General features: G+C 29.5%; 17 protein-coding genes. 10 read left to right on the forward strand and 7 right to left on the reverse strand.

The genetic code is table 11. From position 1 onward, the window contains the following. Positions 1 to 188: 188 nt before the first annotated feature. The gene (locus tag L3B98_RS11105) at positions 189 to 2,312 is read left to right on the forward strand and encodes a methyl-accepting chemotaxis protein (protein WP_238916648.1); all 2,124 of its coding nucleotides are present in this window, start codon (positions 189 to 191) and stop codon (positions 2,310 to 2,312) included. 166 nt (positions 2,313 to 2,478) lie between these two features. After that, positions 2,479 to 3,339 (forward strand): YitT family protein, encoded by an 861-nt coding sequence (locus tag L3B98_RS11110; RefSeq protein ID WP_238916649.1) that lies wholly within the window; start codon positions 2,479 to 2,481, stop codon positions 3,337 to 3,339. A 185-nt stretch (positions 3,340 to 3,524) separates the two neighbouring features. Here the strand turns inward: L3B98_RS11110 and L3B98_RS11115 are convergent, their stop codons facing one another. Both L3B98_RS11115 and L3B98_RS11120 read right to left on the reverse strand, forming a co-directional pair. Next, a complete protein-coding gene (locus tag L3B98_RS11115) occupies positions 3,525 to 3,779 on the reverse strand; it encodes a hypothetical protein (RefSeq protein ID WP_238916650.1) in 255 nt (84 codons plus the stop codon). Positions 3,780 to 4,088: 309 nt separating this feature from the next. Next, positions 4,089 to 4,295: a hypothetical protein gene (locus L3B98_RS11120; protein WP_238916651.1), complete on the reverse strand. Its 207-nt coding sequence runs from the start codon at positions 4,293 to 4,295 to the stop codon at positions 4,089 to 4,091. 369 nt (positions 4,296 to 4,664) lie between these two features. Between L3B98_RS11120 and L3B98_RS11125 the strand changes: the two genes are divergently transcribed. From L3B98_RS11125 to L3B98_RS11155, 7 genes are all read left to right on the forward strand, one after another. Beyond that, complete coding sequence (locus tag L3B98_RS11125; protein ID WP_238916652.1) at positions 4,665 to 6,377, forward strand: cadherin-like beta sandwich domain-containing protein; 1,713 nt, start codon at positions 4,665 to 4,667, stop codon at positions 6,375 to 6,377. An 826-nt stretch (positions 6,378 to 7,203) separates the two neighbouring features. Beyond that, the gene (locus L3B98_RS11130) at positions 7,204 to 8,502 is read left to right on the forward strand and encodes a cadherin-like beta sandwich domain-containing protein (RefSeq protein WP_238916653.1); all 1,299 of its coding nucleotides are present in this window, start codon (positions 7,204 to 7,206) and stop codon (positions 8,500 to 8,502) included. A 101-nt stretch (positions 8,503 to 8,603) separates the two neighbouring features. Continuing rightward, entirely contained in the window at positions 8,604 to 9,890 is a 1,287-nt protein-coding gene (locus tag L3B98_RS11135; protein WP_238916654.1) for a cadherin-like beta sandwich domain-containing protein, read from the forward strand. Positions 9,891 to 10,197: 307 nt separating this feature from the next. Then, positions 10,198 to 11,457 carry a cadherin-like beta sandwich domain-containing protein gene (locus tag L3B98_RS11140; RefSeq protein ID WP_238916655.1) on the forward strand — a complete coding sequence of 420 codons (1,260 nt, stop codon included), beginning with the start codon at positions 10,198 to 10,200 and terminating at the stop codon, positions 11,455 to 11,457. A gap of 92 nt (positions 11,458 to 11,549) precedes the next feature. Beyond that, entirely contained in the window at positions 11,550 to 12,653 is a 1,104-nt protein-coding gene (locus L3B98_RS11145) for a cadherin-like beta sandwich domain-containing protein (RefSeq protein ID WP_238916656.1), read from the forward strand. Positions 12,654 to 12,728: 75 nt separating this feature from the next. Beyond that, positions 12,729 to 13,298, forward strand: coding sequence for a phage replisome organizer N-terminal domain-containing protein (locus L3B98_RS11150; RefSeq protein ID WP_343073683.1), 570 nt, complete (start codon positions 12,729 to 12,731; stop codon positions 13,296 to 13,298). A gap of 576 nt (positions 13,299 to 13,874) precedes the next feature. Next, entirely contained in the window at positions 13,875 to 15,668 is a 1,794-nt protein-coding gene (locus tag L3B98_RS11155; protein WP_238916657.1) for a hypothetical protein, read from the forward strand. Between the two features lie 315 nt (positions 15,669 to 15,983). On the opposite strand, the gene L3B98_RS29100 is transcribed toward L3B98_RS11155, so the two are convergent. The 5 genes from L3B98_RS29100 to L3B98_RS11180 all read right to left on the reverse strand — a co-directional run bounded on the left by L3B98_RS29100 (position 15,984) and on the right by L3B98_RS11180 (position 21,025). Beyond that, positions 15,984 to 16,100, reverse strand: coding sequence for a four helix bundle protein (locus L3B98_RS29100; protein ID WP_343073684.1), 117 nt, complete (start codon positions 16,098 to 16,100; stop codon positions 15,984 to 15,986). Positions 16,101 to 16,334: 234 nt separating this feature from the next. Next, a complete protein-coding gene (locus L3B98_RS11165; protein WP_238916658.1) occupies positions 16,335 to 16,493 on the reverse strand; it encodes a hypothetical protein in 159 nt (52 codons plus the stop codon). Positions 16,494 to 16,704: 211 nt separating this feature from the next. Beyond that, positions 16,705 to 18,567, reverse strand: coding sequence for an O-antigen ligase family protein (locus L3B98_RS11170; protein ID WP_238916659.1), 1,863 nt, complete (start codon positions 18,565 to 18,567; stop codon positions 16,705 to 16,707). 140 nt (positions 18,568 to 18,707) lie between these two features. Beyond that, a complete protein-coding gene (locus tag L3B98_RS11175; RefSeq protein WP_238916660.1) occupies positions 18,708 to 19,583 on the reverse strand; it encodes a glycosyltransferase family 2 protein in 876 nt (291 codons plus the stop codon). A 38-nt stretch (positions 19,584 to 19,621) separates the two neighbouring features. Continuing rightward, entirely contained in the window at positions 19,622 to 21,025 is a 1,404-nt protein-coding gene (locus tag L3B98_RS11180; protein ID WP_238916661.1) for an undecaprenyl-phosphate glucose phosphotransferase, read from the reverse strand. Between the two features lie 314 nt (positions 21,026 to 21,339). On the opposite strand from L3B98_RS11180, the gene rfbA reads away from it, so the two are divergent. After that, a complete protein-coding gene (rfbA, locus tag L3B98_RS11185; protein WP_238916662.1) occupies positions 21,340 to 22,221 on the forward strand; it encodes a glucose-1-phosphate thymidylyltransferase RfbA in 882 nt (293 codons plus the stop codon). The last annotated feature ends 22 nt before the right edge of the window (positions 22,222 to 22,243 follow it).

The following is a 22,243-nucleotide window of genomic DNA, read 5'->3' on the forward strand; positions in this document are numbered from 1 at the left end:
CAGATATAATTAAATAAAAATATTAATAGGTATGAGCCTTAACTTTTTGGTTAAGGCTTTGTTATTTTTTTAGCAAAGCACTAGTTAAAGGAATCGTCAGTATATTATAATATTAGATATAAAAACGTAAAATATTTAAAAACAATATAAAATATTAAAAAAAACAACAGAAAATGAGGGGATTATAAATGGAAGGTAAAAAAGTTGACACGATTTTTAAAGCAGAGCAGCAAAATATTAGAAAACACATTAATTCAAGCAACAAGTTCAAAAACAGAAGTATAAAAAGTGAGTTATTGATTACAATGTTATCAATAGCTGCAATTTTAACTTTAGGGATTATATTGTGTGTAAATGTAATGTTATCAAAGTATTATGACAAAGAAATAAATAGTAAAAATGAAATGGTATCAAATCTTATTTCACAAAATGTTTCTGAATTTGTTGACACTACCTACAAGGTTACAGAAGATTTGGCATACAATTCTGAAGTTAGAGATGGAGATAAAGATACTAAGGAAAAAGTATTAAAAGAAACAAAAGAAAGAAATCCATATTTTGAATTATTGTACATACAAAATGATAAAGGAATGCAGACAGGAAGATCACAAGGAGAATTAGCTGATAGGTCTGATAGATGGTGGTTTACTCAGGCAAAAAATTCTTTAGTGCCTTTTGTATCAAAATCATATTATTCAGTTTCATCGAAAAATCCTGTAACATCAATATTCATTCCTTTACTACAAGATAATAAATTTGTTGGGGTAATGGGAGCTGATATTAAGCTTGGAAAATTGCAAGAATTAATAAAAGAAAATTCAGATGAGGAAGCAGGAAGATATTCTTTTATTATAGACAGTGAAGGTGTTGTTGTAGCACATCCTGATGATCAAGTTATAGAGCAGCTTTATAATTACAAAAATCAAACAAAGACAACGGGTGTTAAAGAAGGCAGTCCGAAGGAAGAACCTATACAAATATCTGATGGGTTAAAAGAGATAGTAACACAATTGATGGCAGGGAATAGTGGAAGTATACAATACAAGGAAAATGGACAAAATTATTATGCATCCTATCAAAATATTAAGCTTGCAGGAAATTCTCTTAATTGGTCAGTTATAACAGTACAAAAAGAAACAAGTGCAAAGGCAATTATAAATAGAATAACTCAAATATCAATAGTTGCTGGATTAATAATATTAATTATTGCAGCCATAATAATAATGTATATGGCAGGAAAAATATCAAAACCTTTAAAAGAGATGTCGCAATTATTATCAGTAGCAGCTACTGGAGATTTTACAGTTAAATGCAGCACTAAAGCTAAAAATGAAATAAAGGTTCTAGAACTAAGTTTTAATGAAATGATGAGCAAAATGGCCAATTTATTAACGAGTACAAAGAATTTAACTCAAGATATAAAAGATAGTTCTGTTACATTAACTGATAAAGCCGTGGAAACTTCAACAGTTGCCAAAGAAATAAGTGCTACAGCAGAAGAGATATCGGATGGAGCTGTTAATCAGGCAAATGCAGCAGAAGATGGTGCAAGGCTTGGCGAAAAGATGGATCAAGAATTTAATCAGTTATCGGAAAAAACTAAATTAATGGTTAAGGAAGCAATTAATGCATCTAAAGCTATTGCTAATGGAATTCAAAAGGTTGACGATTTAAAAGAAAAGGCAGAAACTACTGTCAATATTGTAGAGAAAACTCAAGAAAGCATTGAAAGTCTAAATGAAAAATCTAAAAATATTGAAAGTATATTAAAAGCTTTAAATGAAATTTCAGAACAAACTCAATTGCTTGCCTTGAATGCGTCTATAGAAGCTGCAAGAGCAGGAGAAGCTGGTAAGGGCTTTGCAGTAGTAGCAGAAGAAATTCAAAAGTTGTCTCAAGATTCCTCAAATTCAACTAATGATATAGCTAAAATAATTATGAATATAAAGCAGGACATATCAAGTGGTGTAGATGCAATGAAAGAAGTAAAAGAAGTATCAGAAAAACAATTTGTATCAGTAAATCACGTTAATGAAGCATTTACTAAAATTACAGAAGCTACTGATGAGATAACAAACACTATAGAGTATATGGAAGACTTTGTTGGAGTTATGTATAGTAATAACGAACAAGTAGTTAACGCTATAAATAATATTGCTGCGATATCTGAAGAAACAGCAGCATGTTCAGAAGAGGTAACAGCATCAATCCAAACTCAGACAGAAGCAATAACAGATGTGTCGAAAGAGGCAGGAAAATTAAAAGAAAAAGCAGAACTATTAGAAATTGAAGTAAATAAATTCAAAATTTAATGTCAAAATAGGTTGATACTAATAAAAATTTGTTATAAACTATATGAGCGAATGTTAAGTATTCAATGCTCAATACTCAATTACAAATACGTAATAATCATTGACGATTGACAATTGATCATTGGAAATTGATCATCGAAAATTGATAATTAATAGAGGTAAATCAATGGATACATATTACAAGTATAAAAGAAATTTAATTGATGTTTTTTTCATCTTTGTAGGATGCATGATAGCATCTTTAGGAGTAAACTTATTTCTAGTGCATGCTAAGCTGCTAAGTGGTGGTGCTACAGGAATAGCTCTTATTTTAGAATATACTTCTAAAGTGCCATCAGGTATAGTTGTATTAATAATTAATATACCATTAATTCTTTTAAGCTATAAAAAGCTTGATAAATACTTTACAATATATACCACTATAGGAATGCTAAGTTTATCAAGTTCTTTGATTATAACAAAATCAATGTCTCATATATTAAATATGGACAGTGATCCGCTTATTTTTTGTATTTATGGTGGAGTATTGTGTGGTATTGGGTATGGATTAGTATTTTTAAGGCGTGGTTCTACTGGTGGAATGGATATAGTAACCATGTTAATAAGGAAAAAATATTCAAATTTCAACATAGGAAGTTTAGGATTTTCCCTTAACTTGATAATAGTTATAGTTGGAGCAATAATATTTGGCCTACCACAAGCTTTATATACACTTATTTCATTGTTTATCCAAAGTGCTGTTCTTGATAGGATGCTAAAAGGATTTAATAGCAGAAAATTGCTGCTTATTTTGACAAGTAAAGAAAAAGAAATTATCGAATATGTGATAAAGGATTTAAATAGAGGTATTACATCCTTGTTTGCAGAAGGTGAATATACCCATTGCAAGAAGAAAATGCTTTATTGTATAGTAAGTTCGCATCAAATGGTTGAATTAAAAAGTGAAATTCATCATATAGATCCAGGTGCATTTATAACAATTATTGATGTATCAGAGGTAAGAGGAAAAGGCTTTTTAAATATATAGATATAAACAAAACGAAAGCTCCCATAAGAGTTGAATTTATGGGAGCTTTTCTTTTGGAAATAAGCACTAAATTAAAATGAAAAACTTTAGTGCCTGAGTATTATGGGGTACAAATAATATTCTTACCGAAATTAAAAAAACTATTCACCAAAATTAAAATTGACTATCAATAATTGACAATTGCCTCAGAATAAATCATCATCGGGCAAGAGCATGTCTTGAGTATAGTCAAATTCTTGATTTGATATATTATTTGCAACAATAGCATCTGTTGCTGGATTTGGCATATTTACAGGAAAATCTACTCCAGTTGCACTTTCCACATCATCTTGACTTGGATGGTAGTTAGTCCTCATCTTTGGAAGATATGGATTAGTAAAAGCTTTGCTGCTATCATCTCTTACATCAGAGGTACATGGAACTTCTTTTTCTTTATTCATATATAATCACTCCTTGTAGTTAGAATATAAAATTGACTAGTTATAATTGATAACTGAAATTTCAAAGCAATCTTAAACTAATTAGGTATTGCAATAATCAATACTCAATGCTCAATGATAGAGTAAGGTTGACTTCCTTTGGAAATATTTGAGTTTTTAACAACCTTTCTTGAAATATGTAGATTTATATAACTCATAATTTACAATTGAGCATTGACAGCTGATATTTCAGAGTAACTTTAAACTAACAATTAATCATTGATAATTGCTCTAAAATAAGGGGCTGGCAATAGAGCATTGACAATTGCATCATATTAATGAACCAGGCTTAGAATAATTTAAGTCATTTGCACGCTCTATGCTTTCTTCACTTGGTTTGTTATCAGCTTTTGAAGTTGGTAAATACATCTTTTTGATTTTTTCAATATCAGAAGCATCTGGTGCTGATGGGTGAGGATCTGTTAATTTATCCATATCGTAGTTAGGCTCTTCATAAGAAACTTTTTCTTTATTCATAATAAACACTCCTCCTAAACTTAATTTTTTAATTTTTAAAAATTAAAATTTAATAAAAAATAAAAGTTACTAATCAATGAACGCGAAACCTGACAATTTAGTATTAAAAAGTGACAATTGATTAGTTTATATCTTATTATTTGAAAAAAGAAGACCATTAATGCTAGAAATATTTAGATTTTATATTGAAATAGTGGTAAAATAATTACATATGGTGCAATTTAAATTTCTAAACCACAAGCATTTACACAAATTAAAAAATGATTTTAAAAACTATACAACTAAATTTTAATCACAAAAATTAATCATTGAAAATTGAAAATTGCAACATAGATGAATTCAATTTGGAACGAATCAGGAGGAAATTAAATGAATAAAAATATAAAACGTATAATTGCACTTACACTTATTGTTAATGCAACTGCAACAATTTTACCTACAACAATGAATAAATATTTGATGGAAGTACAACAAGTTTATGCAGCTTCATATTCTCCAGATGATGGACAGTTGAAATCAATTAAAGTAAAAACTTTAGATGGAAAATCTTTGGATTTACTAGATGGATATAATGGAGATAAAGTTAAGTTAAGTGATGAAACTGAATATTATATTAAACAAACTGATAAAAGTGATGGAATAAAAATAGATGCAGATGTTGAAGGCAGTGACTACATAGTTAAAATATTTACTTCTGATAAATCTGATGCAACAGCTTATGATCCAGGAGATAAAATTTTAATTGGAAAAGGCGATTCAACTATTTATGTAAGAACTTATGAAGATAAATCAGCTTTTAGAAAAGCCAAAGATGTTGATAAGAATGTTGGAAACTGTGAACAAGAGTATAGATTGAATATAAGAAAGACTACTGAAAGTTCTTTTGAAGATGGAGATCAAGATTCTATATATTTAGAAAAACTTGATGTTAGTAAAGGAAGCATAAGCTTTTTAAAGGAAAAAAGTTCATATGATTTGACAGTAGCAAAAGATGTTGATCATATTAATGTTACAGCTGAGCCAGAAAATAGCAATGATAGAGTTAGAATAAATGGAGCAGTAGTTGATTCTAATGACAGATATAAGAAAGCAATAGATTTAGATGAAGGTAAAAATGACATAAAAATTAAAGTTACTGATAGTAAGGATAATCAAAGAACTTATACTTTAACTGTCACTAGAGGTGACGCTTCAAATGCTCAAGATAATATATATTTAGATAATATCACTTTAGATGAGGGAAGTATTGATTTTTCGAAAGATACAAATTCTTATACTGTAGATTTAGATGAATCTGTAAGTAAGTTAAAAATAACTGCACAGCCTGAAGATGATAATGATGTAGTTACTATTAATGGTGATCAAGTTAAGGAAAAAGATGATTTTCAAGATAAAGTTTCTTTAGAAAAAGGTAAAAATGAAATTAAAGTAATAGTAAAAGACGAAGTGAATGATAAAGAAAGAACTTATACCTTAACTGTAAATAGAGGAAAAGTTCAAGATACACAAAATACAGATAAAGATGAAGAACAAACAAATGGCAAAAAAAATGGCTGGGTAAAAACTGATGCAGGGTATAAATATTATGATGAAAATGGAACTGAATACAAGAATAAATGGTTATTTGATAATAATAAAAAGATATATTACTATTTAAATGATAGTGGAGTTAGACAAACAGATTGGTTTAAAGTTAATAATTTATGGTATTTGTTTGACAACAATGGTGTAATGTTAACAGGCTGGCAGAAAAATAAAGAACAATGGTACATGCTAGATAAAACAAATGGTGATATGAAGACAGGCTGGTATAAAGAAACAACTGCAGTTCAAGAAGGCGATAAAACAACTAACGTTGACCATACTTACTATTTGAATGATGATGGTTCAATGAGGACAGGCTGGCTACAATTAGATAATAAGTGGTACTATTTTGATGAAAATGGATATATGCAAAAAGGCTGGGTAGTATATGCTAATTCAAAATATTATTTAGATTATGATGGAACAATGGTAACTGGAACAAAGAAAATAGATGAAAAAGAATATAAATTCACAGAAAGCGGTGTGCTAATACTTTAGCACAATGCTTAAACTGATGTGGTGATTCGACGAAATCAAATACATTTGTATTACACAGGACTATGAAAATTTCGCTGAAAGCACTAAGAGAAAGCTTGCACCAATTTTGGCTTGCTCCAATCTTCGATTTGACAAGCTAAAATGGAACAAGCTTTCGCTAAGAGCTTTTAGCAGCGAAATTTTCAAATGCCTGCTGCACACAAATGCATTTGATTTCTGGTCTAAATATACATTGAAAGTTTAACTAATATGCAAAAATATAAAAATGTAAATAACATCCCATTAAGAACCTTCAGCAGCTTATTTTCAATGCCTACTGCACAAAAATATTTATAATTTTTAGTGAGAATAGTCACTTAAAGTTTAGAAACAAGTAATGATGTGAATTTGAAGAAGACAAATACATTTGTATTACGCAGGACTAAGAAAATTTCGCTGAAAGCACTAAGAGAAAGCTTGCACATATTCTAGTTTGTTCCAATCTTCGATTTGACAAGTTAGAATGGAACAAGCTCTCCATGATTGTTGACCATTGTAACAGAATATTTATAAAAAATTAATATTTATATAAGGAAAAATTAAGAACTATGGAGTATACTTAGAATAAATATACTCTATAGTTTTTTTATTTATATTCAAGAAAAAATATGCTATAATTGCATAGAGTAATTAAAACCATGTAAAAAGGTGATGGTTGTTCTGGTACATTCGATTAAATTAATAAAATTACAAAGAGCATAACTACAAAAGATGGAAAGTGTAAGTTTTAAAAAGAAAATAAAGTTAAAAAAATATAAATTGATCAGGATTTTAAAGGAGGATATACATGCATAAAAAGATAAAATATATAATTGCTGCAAGTCTAGTGATTAGTGCAGTGTCAGGCTTTTTGCCAGCAAATAATTTTAAAATGGGAGCTACAGAGGCCTATGCAGCTACTTATAAGGCTGCAAGCACTGGGGAGTTAAGTTCTTTGGCTTTAAATTGGAATAGTGGAAAGAGCGAAATTAAACTTAGAGATAGTTACTCAGGAGACGAGGTAGATTTAACTTCAAAAAATGAATATTATGCTGAAGTTCAAGGTATAAATGTATTGAATATAGCAGCAGAAGTTAAAGGAAGTGGATATGTAGTTAAGGTATTTACTTCAGGTAGCAAAACTGAGGAAGGAAAAGATGTTGGAGATGACATTAAACTTAATTCAAATTACAAAACTATTTACTTAAGAACATATAAGAGTGAAGATGCGTATAAAGAAGCTTATAATAATGGAGATGTAAGTGATTCTGTTAAGACTTATATAATCCATGTGAAAAAGGAAACAACATCATCTGACACAGAGCAAGATAGAGAATATGCTTATTTAGATGGAATTCATTTAAGCGATGGACATATTGATTTTTCAAAAAGTCAAACAGATTATAGTGTAAATGTGGATGAAAATGTTGATACCTTGACTGTTAGAGCAGAGCCAGACGATGATGAAGATTATATAAAAATAAATGATGAATCTGTTGATAAAGATCATGATTTTGAAACAACAGTTAAATTGGACAAAGGAAATAACACAATAACAATATATGTTGAACATGATGATGAAGATGAAACTTATACACTAAATGTTTATAGAGGAAAGAAAGACACAGCAACTACAAGTGGACAAACTTTCACAGTACAAACTGAAGGAAATACGCTTAACGCATGGCAGAGATTTGATGGAAAATGGAGATATATAGATGGTACAGGAACAGTTAAGAAGAATCAATGGTGGTTTGATACAAATACTGGAATAAGATATCATTTGGATGAAAATGGATATAGGACTATAGGCTGGTATTCAGAAAATGGCAAATGGTATCATTTTAATGATAATGGTGAAATGCAAACTGGCTGGGTAAGCGTTAAAGGTCAATGGTATTTCTTAGATGTGAGTGGAGTAATGAAATTAGGATGGCTAGGAGATTCTTCTGGAAATTGGTACTACTTGGATGGCAGCGGAGCAATGAAAACTGGCTGGGTTGAGAGTTCAGATGGAAAATGGTACTACCTAGATGCAACAGGAAAAATGGTTAAAAATTCAGTTGTTGAGGGAAATACCTTAGATAGTAATGGAGCAATGGCGTAGCAAGGAAAAATGATAAATTGTCAATGCTCGATAATCAATTGAAGTGGCAATCATTGGCCATTGATAATTGACAATTGACAAATAAAAGTGGAGGGAAGAACATGAGTAAAAATGTAAAAAGAATAGTGGCATTAGCGTTGGCTGTAGGAAGTATTTCGGCAGCAGCACCAGCTACAAGTGTAAATTTATTAATGGCAAAGGCATATGCATCAGATACAAACGATGATGATACCTTTAATAGTTTAAAAATGGAAAGTTCAAGTGGAAGTAATATAAAAATTTATGATAGTAGCAGTTATGATGATAAAGTAGATTCAAAAGATATAGAGCCTGGTGTGACTTATTATGCAAAAACTTCATCAGATACAATTAGTTTTGATGTAGATGGTGTTAATACAAGATATGTAAGAGTATTTAAGAATGATTCAAATTCTACAAAAGGGAAAAAACCTGGAAGTGATATAAGTCTTTCATCAGGAACTAACACAATTATTGTAAGAATATATGATAAAGAACCTGATAGTGATATTAGATATGAAGATGATAATGATAAAGCAAATGATTATAAAATTAAAGTAAAATACACAGGAGATGGTAGTGACAGTTCTGATGACAGTGATAGCTCGGATGATTCAGACAATTCGGACGATTATGATGACATCTATTTAGATAAGCTGTCTATAAATGGAGATGTTATTTCTTTATCTGATTCAAAAACTACATATGATTATAGTGTTGATAGTGATACAGATGAAGCAACAATTAAGGCCGTACCACCAGATGAAGATGAGGACACTGTTACAATTGATGATGATGAAGTAGATAGTAGTGACAAGTTTAAAAAGACTGTTGATTTGAAAAAAGGAAATAACAAATTTAAGGTTGAACTTGAAGATGAAGATGATAATAAGAGAGTTTATACAATAAACATTAATAGAGGAAGTTCTTCAAATGATTCAACTACCACAACATCTACAACCAAAGCTGACTCAAAACCAAGTACAGCAACTGATGTAACATCTACAAAAGTAAGTCAATGGGTGCAAGTTGGTGGAAATTGGCAGTATCTAGATGGAACTGGGAAAATACTAAAGAATAGTTGGGTGCAAAGTTATTACGTAAATGATTATGGAAATATGGTTACTGATTGGTATCAAATTAATGGAGCATGGTATTACTTTGGAACAGATGGAGCTAAAAAGACAGGCTGGCAACAAGTAAGAGGAATTTGGTATTACTTAGATGGTCAAGGGAAAATGTTCACAGGATGGATGAAACATACTGATGGAAAGTATTATTATTTAAATCCTAGTGATGGATCTATGGCGCGTAGTACTAAAATACAAGGATATACTATAGGTGCAGATGGAGCGTGGACGGGAAGATAACTAAGAGAAAAATATACTATTTAGAGAAGATTAAGATGAAAAGGGACGCTTAGTTAATAAGCGTTCTTTTTGATAGGTATATATTGGAGTTGTAAGCTTAAAATTTAAGATAATAAAAGGCTATAGGTATGTAGAAATTAAAAAAGATTATTTATAATTTAAATATTATAGAATAAATTATAAAAATTCAAATATATATTAAAATATTGGTTTATAAATGGTAATATATATATAGGTGAAATTTTGTCTTAATATGTTAGAAAAATAATTTTCATTGAAACAATATATTCAAGGGGGAGCAGATATAATGAATAAAAATATTAAAAAGATAATTGCAATAGCATTTATGTTTAGTGCTTTTTGTGCTAGTATGCCGGCAGCTAGTATAAATTTATTAACTACAAAGGCATATGCGGCTTCAAATTCAAACAAGTATTTTGATATGTTAGAATTATTAAATACAGATGGAGATAACATAAAATTTTATGAAAAAAGTGATTACAAGGAAAATGAAAGAGTGGCACCTGAGGATGTAGAAGCTGATACAATATATTATGCTAAAACTTCAGCAGATACAGTTAGGTTAGATCTGGGTGGAGTTAGTTCAAAATATGTTAGAGTGTTTAAAGGAAATGATTCTAAGGGGAAAGAGACAAATACTGACATTCGATTGTCAAAGAGTTTCCCAACAACATTAATAACTATAAAGGTATATAGTGAAGTGCCAGCTGATAACATAAAATCTGATGATGATACAAATGTTTTAAGTACATACAAAGTTAGAGTAGAATATACAGGTAGTGATGATGATAAAAGCACATATACAGAGGATTCCCATGCTTATGATAATATATTTTTAAGCAAACTTACTGTAAATAATGAAGATATTCCTTTGTATAAATCTGAAACAACCTATACATACAATGTACCTACTAGCATAAATGAAGCAACAATTAAGGTAAAACCGGAAAATGATGATTATTCAGTACTTATTGATAATCATTATGTAGATTCAGATGATAAATACAAAAAAGATGTAGATTTATATAAAGGTACAAATAAATTTGAAATAGAAGTTAAATATAGCAGTAGTGATTCTTATAGAAAATATACTTTAATAATAAATAGAGGAGATACTGTGACAACTTCAAATACAACAGATACAAACACAAATCAAAAAGCTAATGACAGTACTACTACAAACAGTAAAGTTAATCAATGGGTACAGGCAAATGGAAAATGGCAATATAATGATGCAACGGGAAGTCCAGTAAAAAGAGCTTGGATAGGAAATTATTATTTGCAGGATAATGGAAACATGGCTACAGATTGGCTGAATATAAATGGAATATGGTACTATTTTGGAACAGATGGAGCTAAAAGAACAGGCTGGCAGACAATAGGTGATAAATGGTACTATTTTGATTCTTTTGGTATGATGAAAACAGGCTGGATATTAGATGCGAATACAGGAAAATATTATTATTTAGGTTATGATGGCTCTATGGCTTATAATACAACTGTGGGACAATATAAATTGGGTCCAAATGGAGCGTGGATTAAGTAAGCAATTTTCAATGATCAATTGTCAATGGTAAGTAGTTCCTTCAATTGAAAATTGATCATTGATAACTGACAATTGAAAGGGGAGGAAATGACATGAACAAAAATATAAAAAGAATGATTTCTATGACTCTTGTTTTAGGAGTTCTTAGTGTAGTAGCGCCAGTAACTAATTTCAATTTTATGAGTATAAAAGCATATGCTAATTCAGCTGATGGCGTAACAAAATTAAAGGTGAAATCCTCTGGTGGAAATTCTATGACACTATATTCTGATAGTGAGTGTGAGCATTCTGTTAATTCTAGCGATGATCCTGGAACTTATTATGTTAAAACATCTTCGGATTCGGTGGAAATAGATATGGATGGACCAAATGAAGATTATGTAAGAGTATTTGACGATACATCGAGTTCAGCTAAAGGTAAAAGAATAGGTGCTGCAATAGGTTTATCAGATTCAAAAACTATTGTTGTGAGAGTATATAGTGAAAATCCTGGATCAGTTAAGTATAATGATAAAACTAATGTTATTAGTGAATATAGAGTTAGAGTAAAATACACTGGAACTGTTGATGAAGAGAAAGATAATGTTTATTTAAAGGATATTACTGTAAGTAGTGGAGAGATAAGTTTTTCTAAAAAAACTTATACTTACAATGTAAATGTGGCAGAAAATATTGATAAAATAACAATAGGTGCTAGGCCTGATGCTGATACTAATGATTATGATAATTATAAAGTAAGGATTGATGGAACTAAAGTTACTAATGATGATAAATATAAAGAAGAAGTTTCATTAGTTAAAGGTAAAAATGAAATACAGATTGATATTGAGGATGATGAAGATAATTCGAGAACCTATACCTTAAATGTTTTTAGAGGAAATGATGCTACAAGTAATAATTCTAATAACAATCAAGCTGTAAACAATACAAATTTGGATGCTGATGGGAATAAGGTTACAGATTTGAAAAAAGTAGATGGATTGTGGTATTACTTTGGACAAGATGGTATGAAGAAAATAGGATGGCAGAAGATAAATGGAAGCTTGTATCATTTTGATAATCAAGGAATAATGCAAATTGGATGGATGAGAGACATTGATGGAAAATATTATTACTTGAATAGTAATGGAGTTATGGCAAGTAATACAACAATAGGTGAATATAAATTAGGAGCAGATGGAGCTAGAATTGAATAGCAACATTAAATGAATTTATTTTGGGAGTATTCGAAAGAGTACTCTCTTTTTTATGTTTAATTATCTTCAAAAAATATACCTCATTCAATAGAAACTTTAGCTATAGAGGTTAATAGGGAAGAAAAAGATATTAAATTAGCCTTAGATACATTTATAAAGTTAGAAATGGTAGAACTTACAGGTAACAAAGTTTATAGGATAAAGAATTTTGCAAAGCATCAGAATATTAATGTGGATAAAAAAGTGGAAACTAAAAAAGGTGAAGCTGAAAATACTAAAGAGGTTAATGAAAATGATGAATTCAAAAAAGAAGATAATTTAAAGCATGTAGATACAAATAGAAAGGAAAACTTAAAGGCAGAAGATAATATAAATGTAAGAAATGAAAAGGCTGTTGATTTAGAAATTAATAATGAAAAAAATAATGGAGATATGGAAAAGCAGATTAGGGGAAAGGAGAATAAGTATGATATTAATATAGGTTTAGAAAATAAAAAGTCTAGAAAATCTAAAAGTCGGAGGAAAAATAATATAATTAGTGATTTTGAGGATAATACAGATGAGGAAGTATATGAATTTGTAAGTGGAGATATAGAAAATACACTGAAGAAAGGAGAAAGAATTGTTGGAGCGTGGAAATTTTAGGGACAATTATCAATGAACAATTATAAGTTTAAGCTGGATGCAATTGAGTATTGAAAACTGGTAATTGACAATTGTTAAAAAAGGTCCCAAAAATGATTTTTATACTTGTATTATATAATGTCACTGAAGGATATAAAAGGAATGCAAGGAATGTTAAAAAATAATTTCCAATATATTTGAAAAGGGACCGAAAGTAATTTACTATATTGTATTATATAATGCAAATGTAGTAATAAAAGGGTACAAAATAAAATAAAAGTTTATTTAGAAAAAATAAAAAAAAATTTTAGAAAAGTACCCAAAATGAAATTTTGGTTTGTATAGTTTAATGACAACAAAGGGATTACTTGGGATAAAAGTAAATAGGGTAAAATATCAGTTATTTTATGTACAAATTAAATGTAATGTGGTATACTGTCATAATGAATGTGAATTTGGTACAAATTACATATGAAATTAATTGTTGATTATAATATTTGTGCAAAATATACATTTACAAGCATTATATAACTTTACATGGTTGTACAAAAATGCTATAATTTATCTGAATTTTAAAATTTAGGAGGAAAGAAAACGATGTTTAAAAGAGCAAATAAAATTACATCATTATTAGTAGCTGCAGCTTCTGTTGCTACAATGGTTCCTGCATACGCTGCAGACGTTAAAAAAGTAGATTCACAAGATGGTACTGTTTATAATGCAGTAGCATACAAAAATGGTACAGCATATATCGATGGAGAAGTTAACGATACAGATGCTGGTTACTACTACAAAGATGGTAAATTCACTGAATTAGATAACGTTGATTCAGGATCAGAAGTTGCTGCTTTCGGTTCAAAATATGCTAAAATCGATGACGGTAAAGACTACAATGTAGATTTAGAAGCTGGTAAAGTATTAGATTCAGACATACCAGGAGATACTGAAGACGATGCTGCTTCAGCTTTAAGAAAAGAAACTAAAGATGCAGACAGATACGATGCTACAGGAAGTATTTCTGGTGTATTTGCAAGAGATGTTATTGCAGATTTAGCAGTAATTCCAGGAGCTAAATTTACAGATAACTGGTATTCAACAAAATTATATACAAAAGCAGGTCAATTTATAACTGACAATAATGCTGTTTCTTCTTCAACTATATTTACTGATATGAAAGGAAACTTCATTGATGCAGATTATAACTTAGGAAAAATTAAAGTAGAGGCAACTCTTGCTGGTGCATCTTCTACTACTAGTGCATCTGTAACAATTGAAAATTCAAAGGATGATTATAAATTAAGAGTTGATGGTGATACTTATGCATCAGTTAATGGTAGAGCAATATTAGGACAAGATAAAGATTACATCTATAGATTAGCAGATATTACAGTATATGTAAAAACAACAAGCTTATCAAGTGACAAAGTAGCTGAAATCAATGGAAAAGACTTTGTATTAGATGGTACAAGCGGTAGCTATTCAACTAAAACACTTACTGTTATCCAAAAAATATCTAAAAAACAAGATTCAGGTTCAGTTGATGATGGAAAATATGCAGCTAATGTATATAACTATGTAATTGGTAATGATTCAGGTAATGTTGGAGATGATAAAGGCTATGCTGATTTAGCAGAAATGGCAAACACTCAAGCACAAGTTATTGGTGGAAAATTAGTTTTATTTAATGTAGAAAATGCATCAACTGCAAGTTCAGGTCGTGCTGAAACTGTTTTAGTTCAAGCTGCTACATTAAAGCAAAAAAATGGTTACTATTATACTGATATCGAAGATTCAGCAAATACAACACCAGAATTTAGTTCAAAAACTAATAAAACAGCTATAGATACAGACGTTGATGGAAATATCTATGTATTAGATGGTGGATATATCAAGAAATTTGATGGTACTGATGATTGGACAAAGATCTACAAAGTAGATGGTTCTTTCGATGCAATATCAGCTTATGACAAAGATAACATGGTTGCTTGGAGCCAAGCTGATGAAGTTTACTCAGTAATCGGTGGAAAATCTGATGATGGTAAGAAAGACGACGGAACAACTACAACAACTCCAGCAGCAGCTGGTTGGGCTAAGAACACTGATGGATCTTGGTCATTCAACAAAGCTGATGGAACTAAAGCTACTGGTTGGTATACAGATACAACTGGAACTTGGTACTACTCAAATGCTAATGGAATTATGTTAGCTAATGCTTGGGCTCAAGATTCAGCTGGAGCTTGGTACTACTTAGGTGGATCAGGTGCTATGACAGTTAATGCATGGGTTCAATCTGGTGGAAAATACTACTACGTTGGAGCAACTGGAGCTATGTTAGTTAACACTACTACTCCTGATGGTTACTGGGTAGGAGCAGACGGAGCTTGGGTTTAATCTTAAGTTTAAAGTTTGTTAAATAAAAGAAGGACAAGGCTATGCCTTGATCCTTCTTTTTTCAATTGTCACTGATTATTGGCCAAGGGTCAATTAGGTGTAAAGTTATAATTTCACTGAGTTAAAAATTTATCATTGCTGCTCATTTTCTTTCCAACAATTCCACTTAAAATCTTACATATCTCTTTACAATCTTGGAGTATTTTTAAAATATTATTATCCTCTAAGATTTTAGACTGTATAATAAGCTCTAGTTAACATTCACTTTTATTAGCTTCTCTCAATGCAAGATTCATCTTATATATAAACTCAGTCTTAATAAGACTTAATAACTTCCTTGATATTAGCAACAACACTAGTACCAGAACGCAGCAATTGCTTTGATAAAACAAATTCTTTATTAAAGACTAGAGTTTTATAAATATCTATAATCTCAAGAACAAAATATTAATAATAACATTACTATAAATAACCATTACTCCAAGCGTAAATAATTTACAAATGAATACTGAAGATATTAACAACTTGCTCAATAACTAATCATTGAAAATTGACCATTGCACTATCATCCTTGCCTCAAAATAAAGTTAATAAACAAAAAAGAAACCACCATTTCAGCGGTTTCAAAATATTATTTAACAGATTTTAATCTAGCAATACAGCTAGCTATTTTATCATGCCGAGCTTATCTTCAGCAGAATGCCACAATGCTCTTAAAATTTGTGTATGATCATCTACTTTAGTTTCGAGTCTATCAAATTTTACATCAAGATTTATAATTTTAAATTCAAGTCTTTTTAAAATATATAAGACTTCATTGTTCACGTATTTCGCCTTGCGTATCAAATAGGTTAATGTTATTTATTAAACTATACGTATACGTACATGAGACTGATAACTAGAAAATTGTGTATTGTTTGAATTAATCGATTATGTGTTGAAAACTATTGACAGTTGCAAATAAAAAAGGAGACACCGAAGCGCTCCTTTTTAGTTAATTATCTCTTGCACTAAAATACCATTAATTGATAATTGCTTATTTACTAAGCTTGTGTAGTGTCTCTCTGTTTATGAAGTTCAATGCAACTCCAACACCAAACACTATCCAAAATACAGGAGCAACACTTACTACTGTATCATTGAAGAAACCGGTAACTAAGTATCCAAAAACACCTAAAGATGTAATAGCTCCAAGCATTTTTTGTTTATCCAAATCATAATTTTCTTTGAAAGCATACAATTTGAAACTATCAACTAAATAAGTAATTGTTATGATTAAAAATGCTAACAATGCTATCACTCCATAGTTAAGCGCCATCTGTAAGTAGAGATTATGTGCTTTATCAACAGTTATATTTGGAGTATCAAGAGCATAATATTTAGCAATTAATTCGCCTTGTGGAAATACAAATGGAAATGTATCCGGACCATTTCCTAATATGAGGGTATTTTTAAGTAATGGAATAGACCTTGACCAAATATATCCTCTGGCAGAACCTAGTTTTTCTTTTCCTTTAAAACCAAAGGTTTCAGGATGTTGTAAATCTATAAATTTCTTTGTACTCATGTCCATAAGATGAAATATTTTTGCATCATTTAACTTAAATAAAAATCTTGGTTGATTATCTATATTTAAAAGTAAAGTGTCAGCCATAATTGACTTGTTATCAAGTTTTCCAAAAGCAAAAGTGAAATTTTTAAAAGCTTCATAGTTAGTGGTTAATACTTTTCCGTTTAATGCATATGGAATAATTTCGTTTTTTGAATTTTTAAATACTGGATTACCAGTTTCATAGGTTATTTTCAATGTGTCAGCATTATTTGGTAGTACTATTTCTGTTGTCGAACCTTCATATTTAATATCTTTTATAGGAGTATGATCTGTATAATCAAAATCACTTGTGCTTTTAAAAATTTCAGAAATATCAGAAGTTAAAGTTGGAAGCCTTCTAAGTATTGATCCGTGAGAAGCGAAATTAACACCAACCAATATCACGATCAATGATAAAAAGCCAATTAAAAGCTTCTTCCAATGATATTTTGAATGTTTTTTAATAGGTTTCCAGAATAATATTAAACCAAATATAAGAGAACCAAAAACACCAACTAAACCTGAACGTGCAGAGCTTCCAAATAATAGCCAAAACGAAAGCAATGTTCCTATAAAAGATAAAATCTTATATAAAATTTCATCTTCAAATATCGTATAACAAAATAAAATTGGTAATACAATAGAAACAAAACTCCCCATGTAGTTATAGTTAATAAAGGTACCGTAAAGTGTGTGCTCTTGAATCGTTGGAGTTAAATTCCCAGTAGTCTTTAAATATTCACTAGGTACAACCATGAGTTTACCAAGAGGTGTTGCAATTAGGTCTTGTCCAATGTATTGAAATAATCCCAAGAATGCATTAATAAATACTATAATTAATATTGGAATTATAATATATTTATAATTATTAGTATTTTTAAAAGTATAAATTGAATATAAGAAAATGATTAAATAACATGCAATAGTAATAAACCCTTCAGCCCTATCAAACATACCCCAAAAAGAAACTTCTTGATATTTTGAAAAAATTGAAGAAAGGAGTATAAAAAGAAAAAAAACACCAGTTGAAATTAAAATTAAATTAACAACTTTGTCTTTTTTGTTAAAAATTTTCTTAAAAAATACTATACTGAGTAATATTAGTATAATAGAAAAAAACATTAATAAAAAGGCTTTTTTTTGCGAAAATAAATCTACTTGAGTAGTACTGCCCCATATATTAGCTACATTTTCATCAACGTTAACGTTGGTCATCCGAACAATTAAAGGTACAATGCTCAGGATAACTGCAATTGGTAAGAAAAAATTATAAGATTTATCTTTTGAATTATTTCTAAGCTTATCCATATCTACACATCCTAATATAATTATTTTTGTAATTTACACATACAAATATGTAATATTATAGCATCCTCAGCCATTCATTGCAATGAAGCACAAGGAAATGTAAGGTTTTAGTAACAATACTTGCTGATAGTTATCAATAGTCAATTCGGAGAAACTGAATTTTTAAGTATTTCTAATAAGTATTTCATCCAAATACCTAAAAAAACGAAAAAGGTTATAGCAAAATTATATTTTGAGTAATAATGCTTTTTGTAAAAAATCCACATTGCGTTATGAAAATCATATATAACTTTGGTTCTTTTCTTTTTTGAGCTACCACCTTTATAATGAGTTATTGTTGCTTTGGGATAGTATAAAATCTTATATCCAGTTTCCTTAATACGATAGCATAAATCAATATCCTCACCATACATAAAAAAATCTTCATCTAGTAAGCCTGATTTATCAAGTGCTGTTTTTGGCATAAGCATAAAAGCACCCATCAGACAATCAACTTCTCCAACTTCATCTTCTTTTAAGTGTAATGCATCATATTGCCCATACTTTATAGGATTGATTTTATATAATTTTAATAAATAATAAAGTGAAGCTTTAGGAGTTGGAAAGCCTCTTTTGCAAGCGTGATCAAGTTTTCCGTTTGGAAGCACAACTTTGCAGCCTAAAGCACCTAAATTTGAGTTTTTATCCATCTCTGCTAGGCATTGTTCTAAACAATCTTCGTTGATAACCGTATCTGAATTAAGTAATAATATGTATTTACCTTCAGCAGCTCGCATGCCAATATTATTAGCTTTTGCAAAACCTAAATTTGAAGTATTAATAAACACTTTTAATATATTATCTAATATAAGATTAGAAAAAGTTTCTTGCAGCTTTTCAATACTGTCATCTTTAGAAGCATTGTCTATTAGTAGGATTTCATATTGAAATGAGTGCTCTTTTTGAATTATTGACTCTATGGTCTGTTTTGTTAGAGCATAAGTGTTGTAGTTAACAATAATAATAGATAATTTCACGTTTTTCCTCCTTAAGGTGGTATAAAGATACAATGAGCTTATTTCATATCAATAGTATCATTTATAATAATCTTTTCATTATTTTTTAAACCTTTAAATATAGTTTTAAATAAAATGGATATATCCAGCAAGATAGTCCAATTTTCGATGTAATAAATATCATATTCAATTCTTTTTTTTATGGAAGTATCGCCTCTATAGCCATTGACTTGAGCAAGTCCTGTTATTCCAGGTTTAACTTGATGTTTCACCATATAAAGAGGAATTTCATCTTTAAAATTATCAACAAAATGAGGAAGTTCAGGTCTAGGACCTACTAAACTCATATCTCCTTTTAAAACATTAAAAAATTGTGGTAATTCATCAATAGAGAATTTACGAATAAATGAACCAAATTTTGTTTTTCTTGGATCAACATCCTTACTCCAACCAGTTTCTTCAGATGAATTTACTTTCATGGATCTAAATTTATACATAGTAAATAAATTTTTATTCAAGCCAACACGTTTCTGTTTGAAAATAATTGAACCATCTGAAGTAAGTTTGATAATTAATGCTGTAACAAGCATAATAGTGCTTGTACATATAATTAAGAATATAGAACCAAGTATGTCTATAACTCGTTTTGTAAATGCATTTCCTAAGTTATCTAATGGTATTCTTCTAAGATTAATAAGAGGAATGTTACCAATTTGGTCTATGTAAGGCTGACTTGGTATATATTTGTAGGAAAAGGGAATTATGGAAATTTTTGTGCCGCTTTTTTCGCAAGCTGAAACTATATTTTCTAGATATTTAGCATCAGAAATATCTAGAGCACAAACAACTTCATCAGGTTGTGTTTTATCCAAAACTTGGTATAGGTCATTATAATCTCCAAGTTTTTCTCCTTTGAAATCTTTACTATCAGCAACATATCCAGAGTAACTATACCCAAAATGTTTATTCTTTTCAAGAACTTCTAAATACTCATTAGCAACCTCACCAGCTCCAACTATTATTACATGTTTTAAATTTAAACCTCTCTTTCTTAGGTCAGATAAAGTTTTCCTCATTATTAGCCTTTTACTTGTTATCAGTCCGATGTTAACAAAATAAAAGATAACAATAACAAAACGTGAAATATTTCCTAGCTTTAAAGTGAAGAGTATAGACAATAGTATAGCAGTAAGAAGAGTATTTGCCTTAATTATTTGACTACACTCCTTAATAAAAACTTTAGTTCTGAAAGAATGATAAAGATTAAAAAAATTAAATACAATTAAGTTTATTGGAATTATAATAACTGAAAATTGAAAGTATGTAATTAACTTTATATATCCTGAATCAGATGAAAATATATGAAAACGAATAAAGTATGCTAAAGTCATTGATATAAATAAAATTATAATGTCTGAAACAGCATTTATTTTATTTAAAAAATTTTGATTTTCTTTTATCATTTATATCATCCTTTATTATTTATTGAAAATACATAACTATATTATATAACAAAATTGGTAATGTACAATTAATAATTTATGTTTTTTGGGGTAGTGAGTGGAGTATAAAGAAGAAATTCTAAGGATATTCAATAATTTTGATATAATTCAAGTAACTACTATCATATTAAATATGTAAATTTTGTTTATTTATATTTTATAATATGATAAAATCTAATTTGAAATATAAAAGTAAAGGGTATTTTATTCAGCTTAATTTATAGTCAAAAATTAAGTATTGAAAATTTTAATATAAAATTGAGGAAGTGATAATTTTGACAAAAGGTATAATACTTGCAGGTGGAAGTGGTACAAGACTGTATCCTTTGACTATGGTAACATCAAAGCAACTTTTGCCAGTATATGATAAACCCATGATTTATTATCCATTATCGACATTAATGTTGGCAGGGATTAGAGATATATTGATAATATCAACACCAAAGGATTTACCTAATTTTGAAAAATTATTAGGCGATGGTTCAAGATATGGAATCAATTTATCTTACAAGGAACAACCATCACCTGATGGACTAGCTCAAGCATTTATATTAGGTGAAGAATTCATTGGAAATCATAACTGTGCTATGATACTTGGAGATAATATATTCCATGGAAATGGATTAACTAAGCATTTAAAAAAAGCAGTAGAAAATGAAGGTCGTGGAACAGTTTTTGGATATTATGTTGAAGATCCAGAACGTTTTGGAGTGGTAGAATTTGATGAAAGTGGTAAAGCTGTATCTATAGAAGAAAAGCCTAAAACACCAAAGTCAAACTATGCTGTTACAGGGCTTTATTTTTATGACAATAAGGTTTGTGAATATGCTAAAAATTTAAAGCCATCACCAAGAGGAGAATTAGAAATTACAGATTTAAATAAGATTTATCTTGAAAAAGGTAAACTAGATGTAATCACTCTTGGAAGGGGATATGGATGGCTTGATACTGGAACAGTTGATAGTTTAACAGAAGCTTCTGAATATGTAAAAGTAATTGAGACAAGACAAGGTCTTAAAATCGCTTGCTTAGAAGAAATTTCTTATAAGAATGGTTGGATAAATAAAGAAATTTTGTTAGAAAGTGCAGAAGAATATGGGAAAAGTCCTTATGGACAACATCTTAAGAATGTGGCAAATAATAAAGTGATATATTAATTTATAATTAATTGAAAAAGGA

The organism is Clostridium sp. YIM B02555 (assembly GCF_022320955.1).
Lineage (GTDB): Bacteria > Bacillota > Clostridia > Clostridiales > Clostridiaceae > Clostridium > Clostridium saccharoperbutylacetonicum.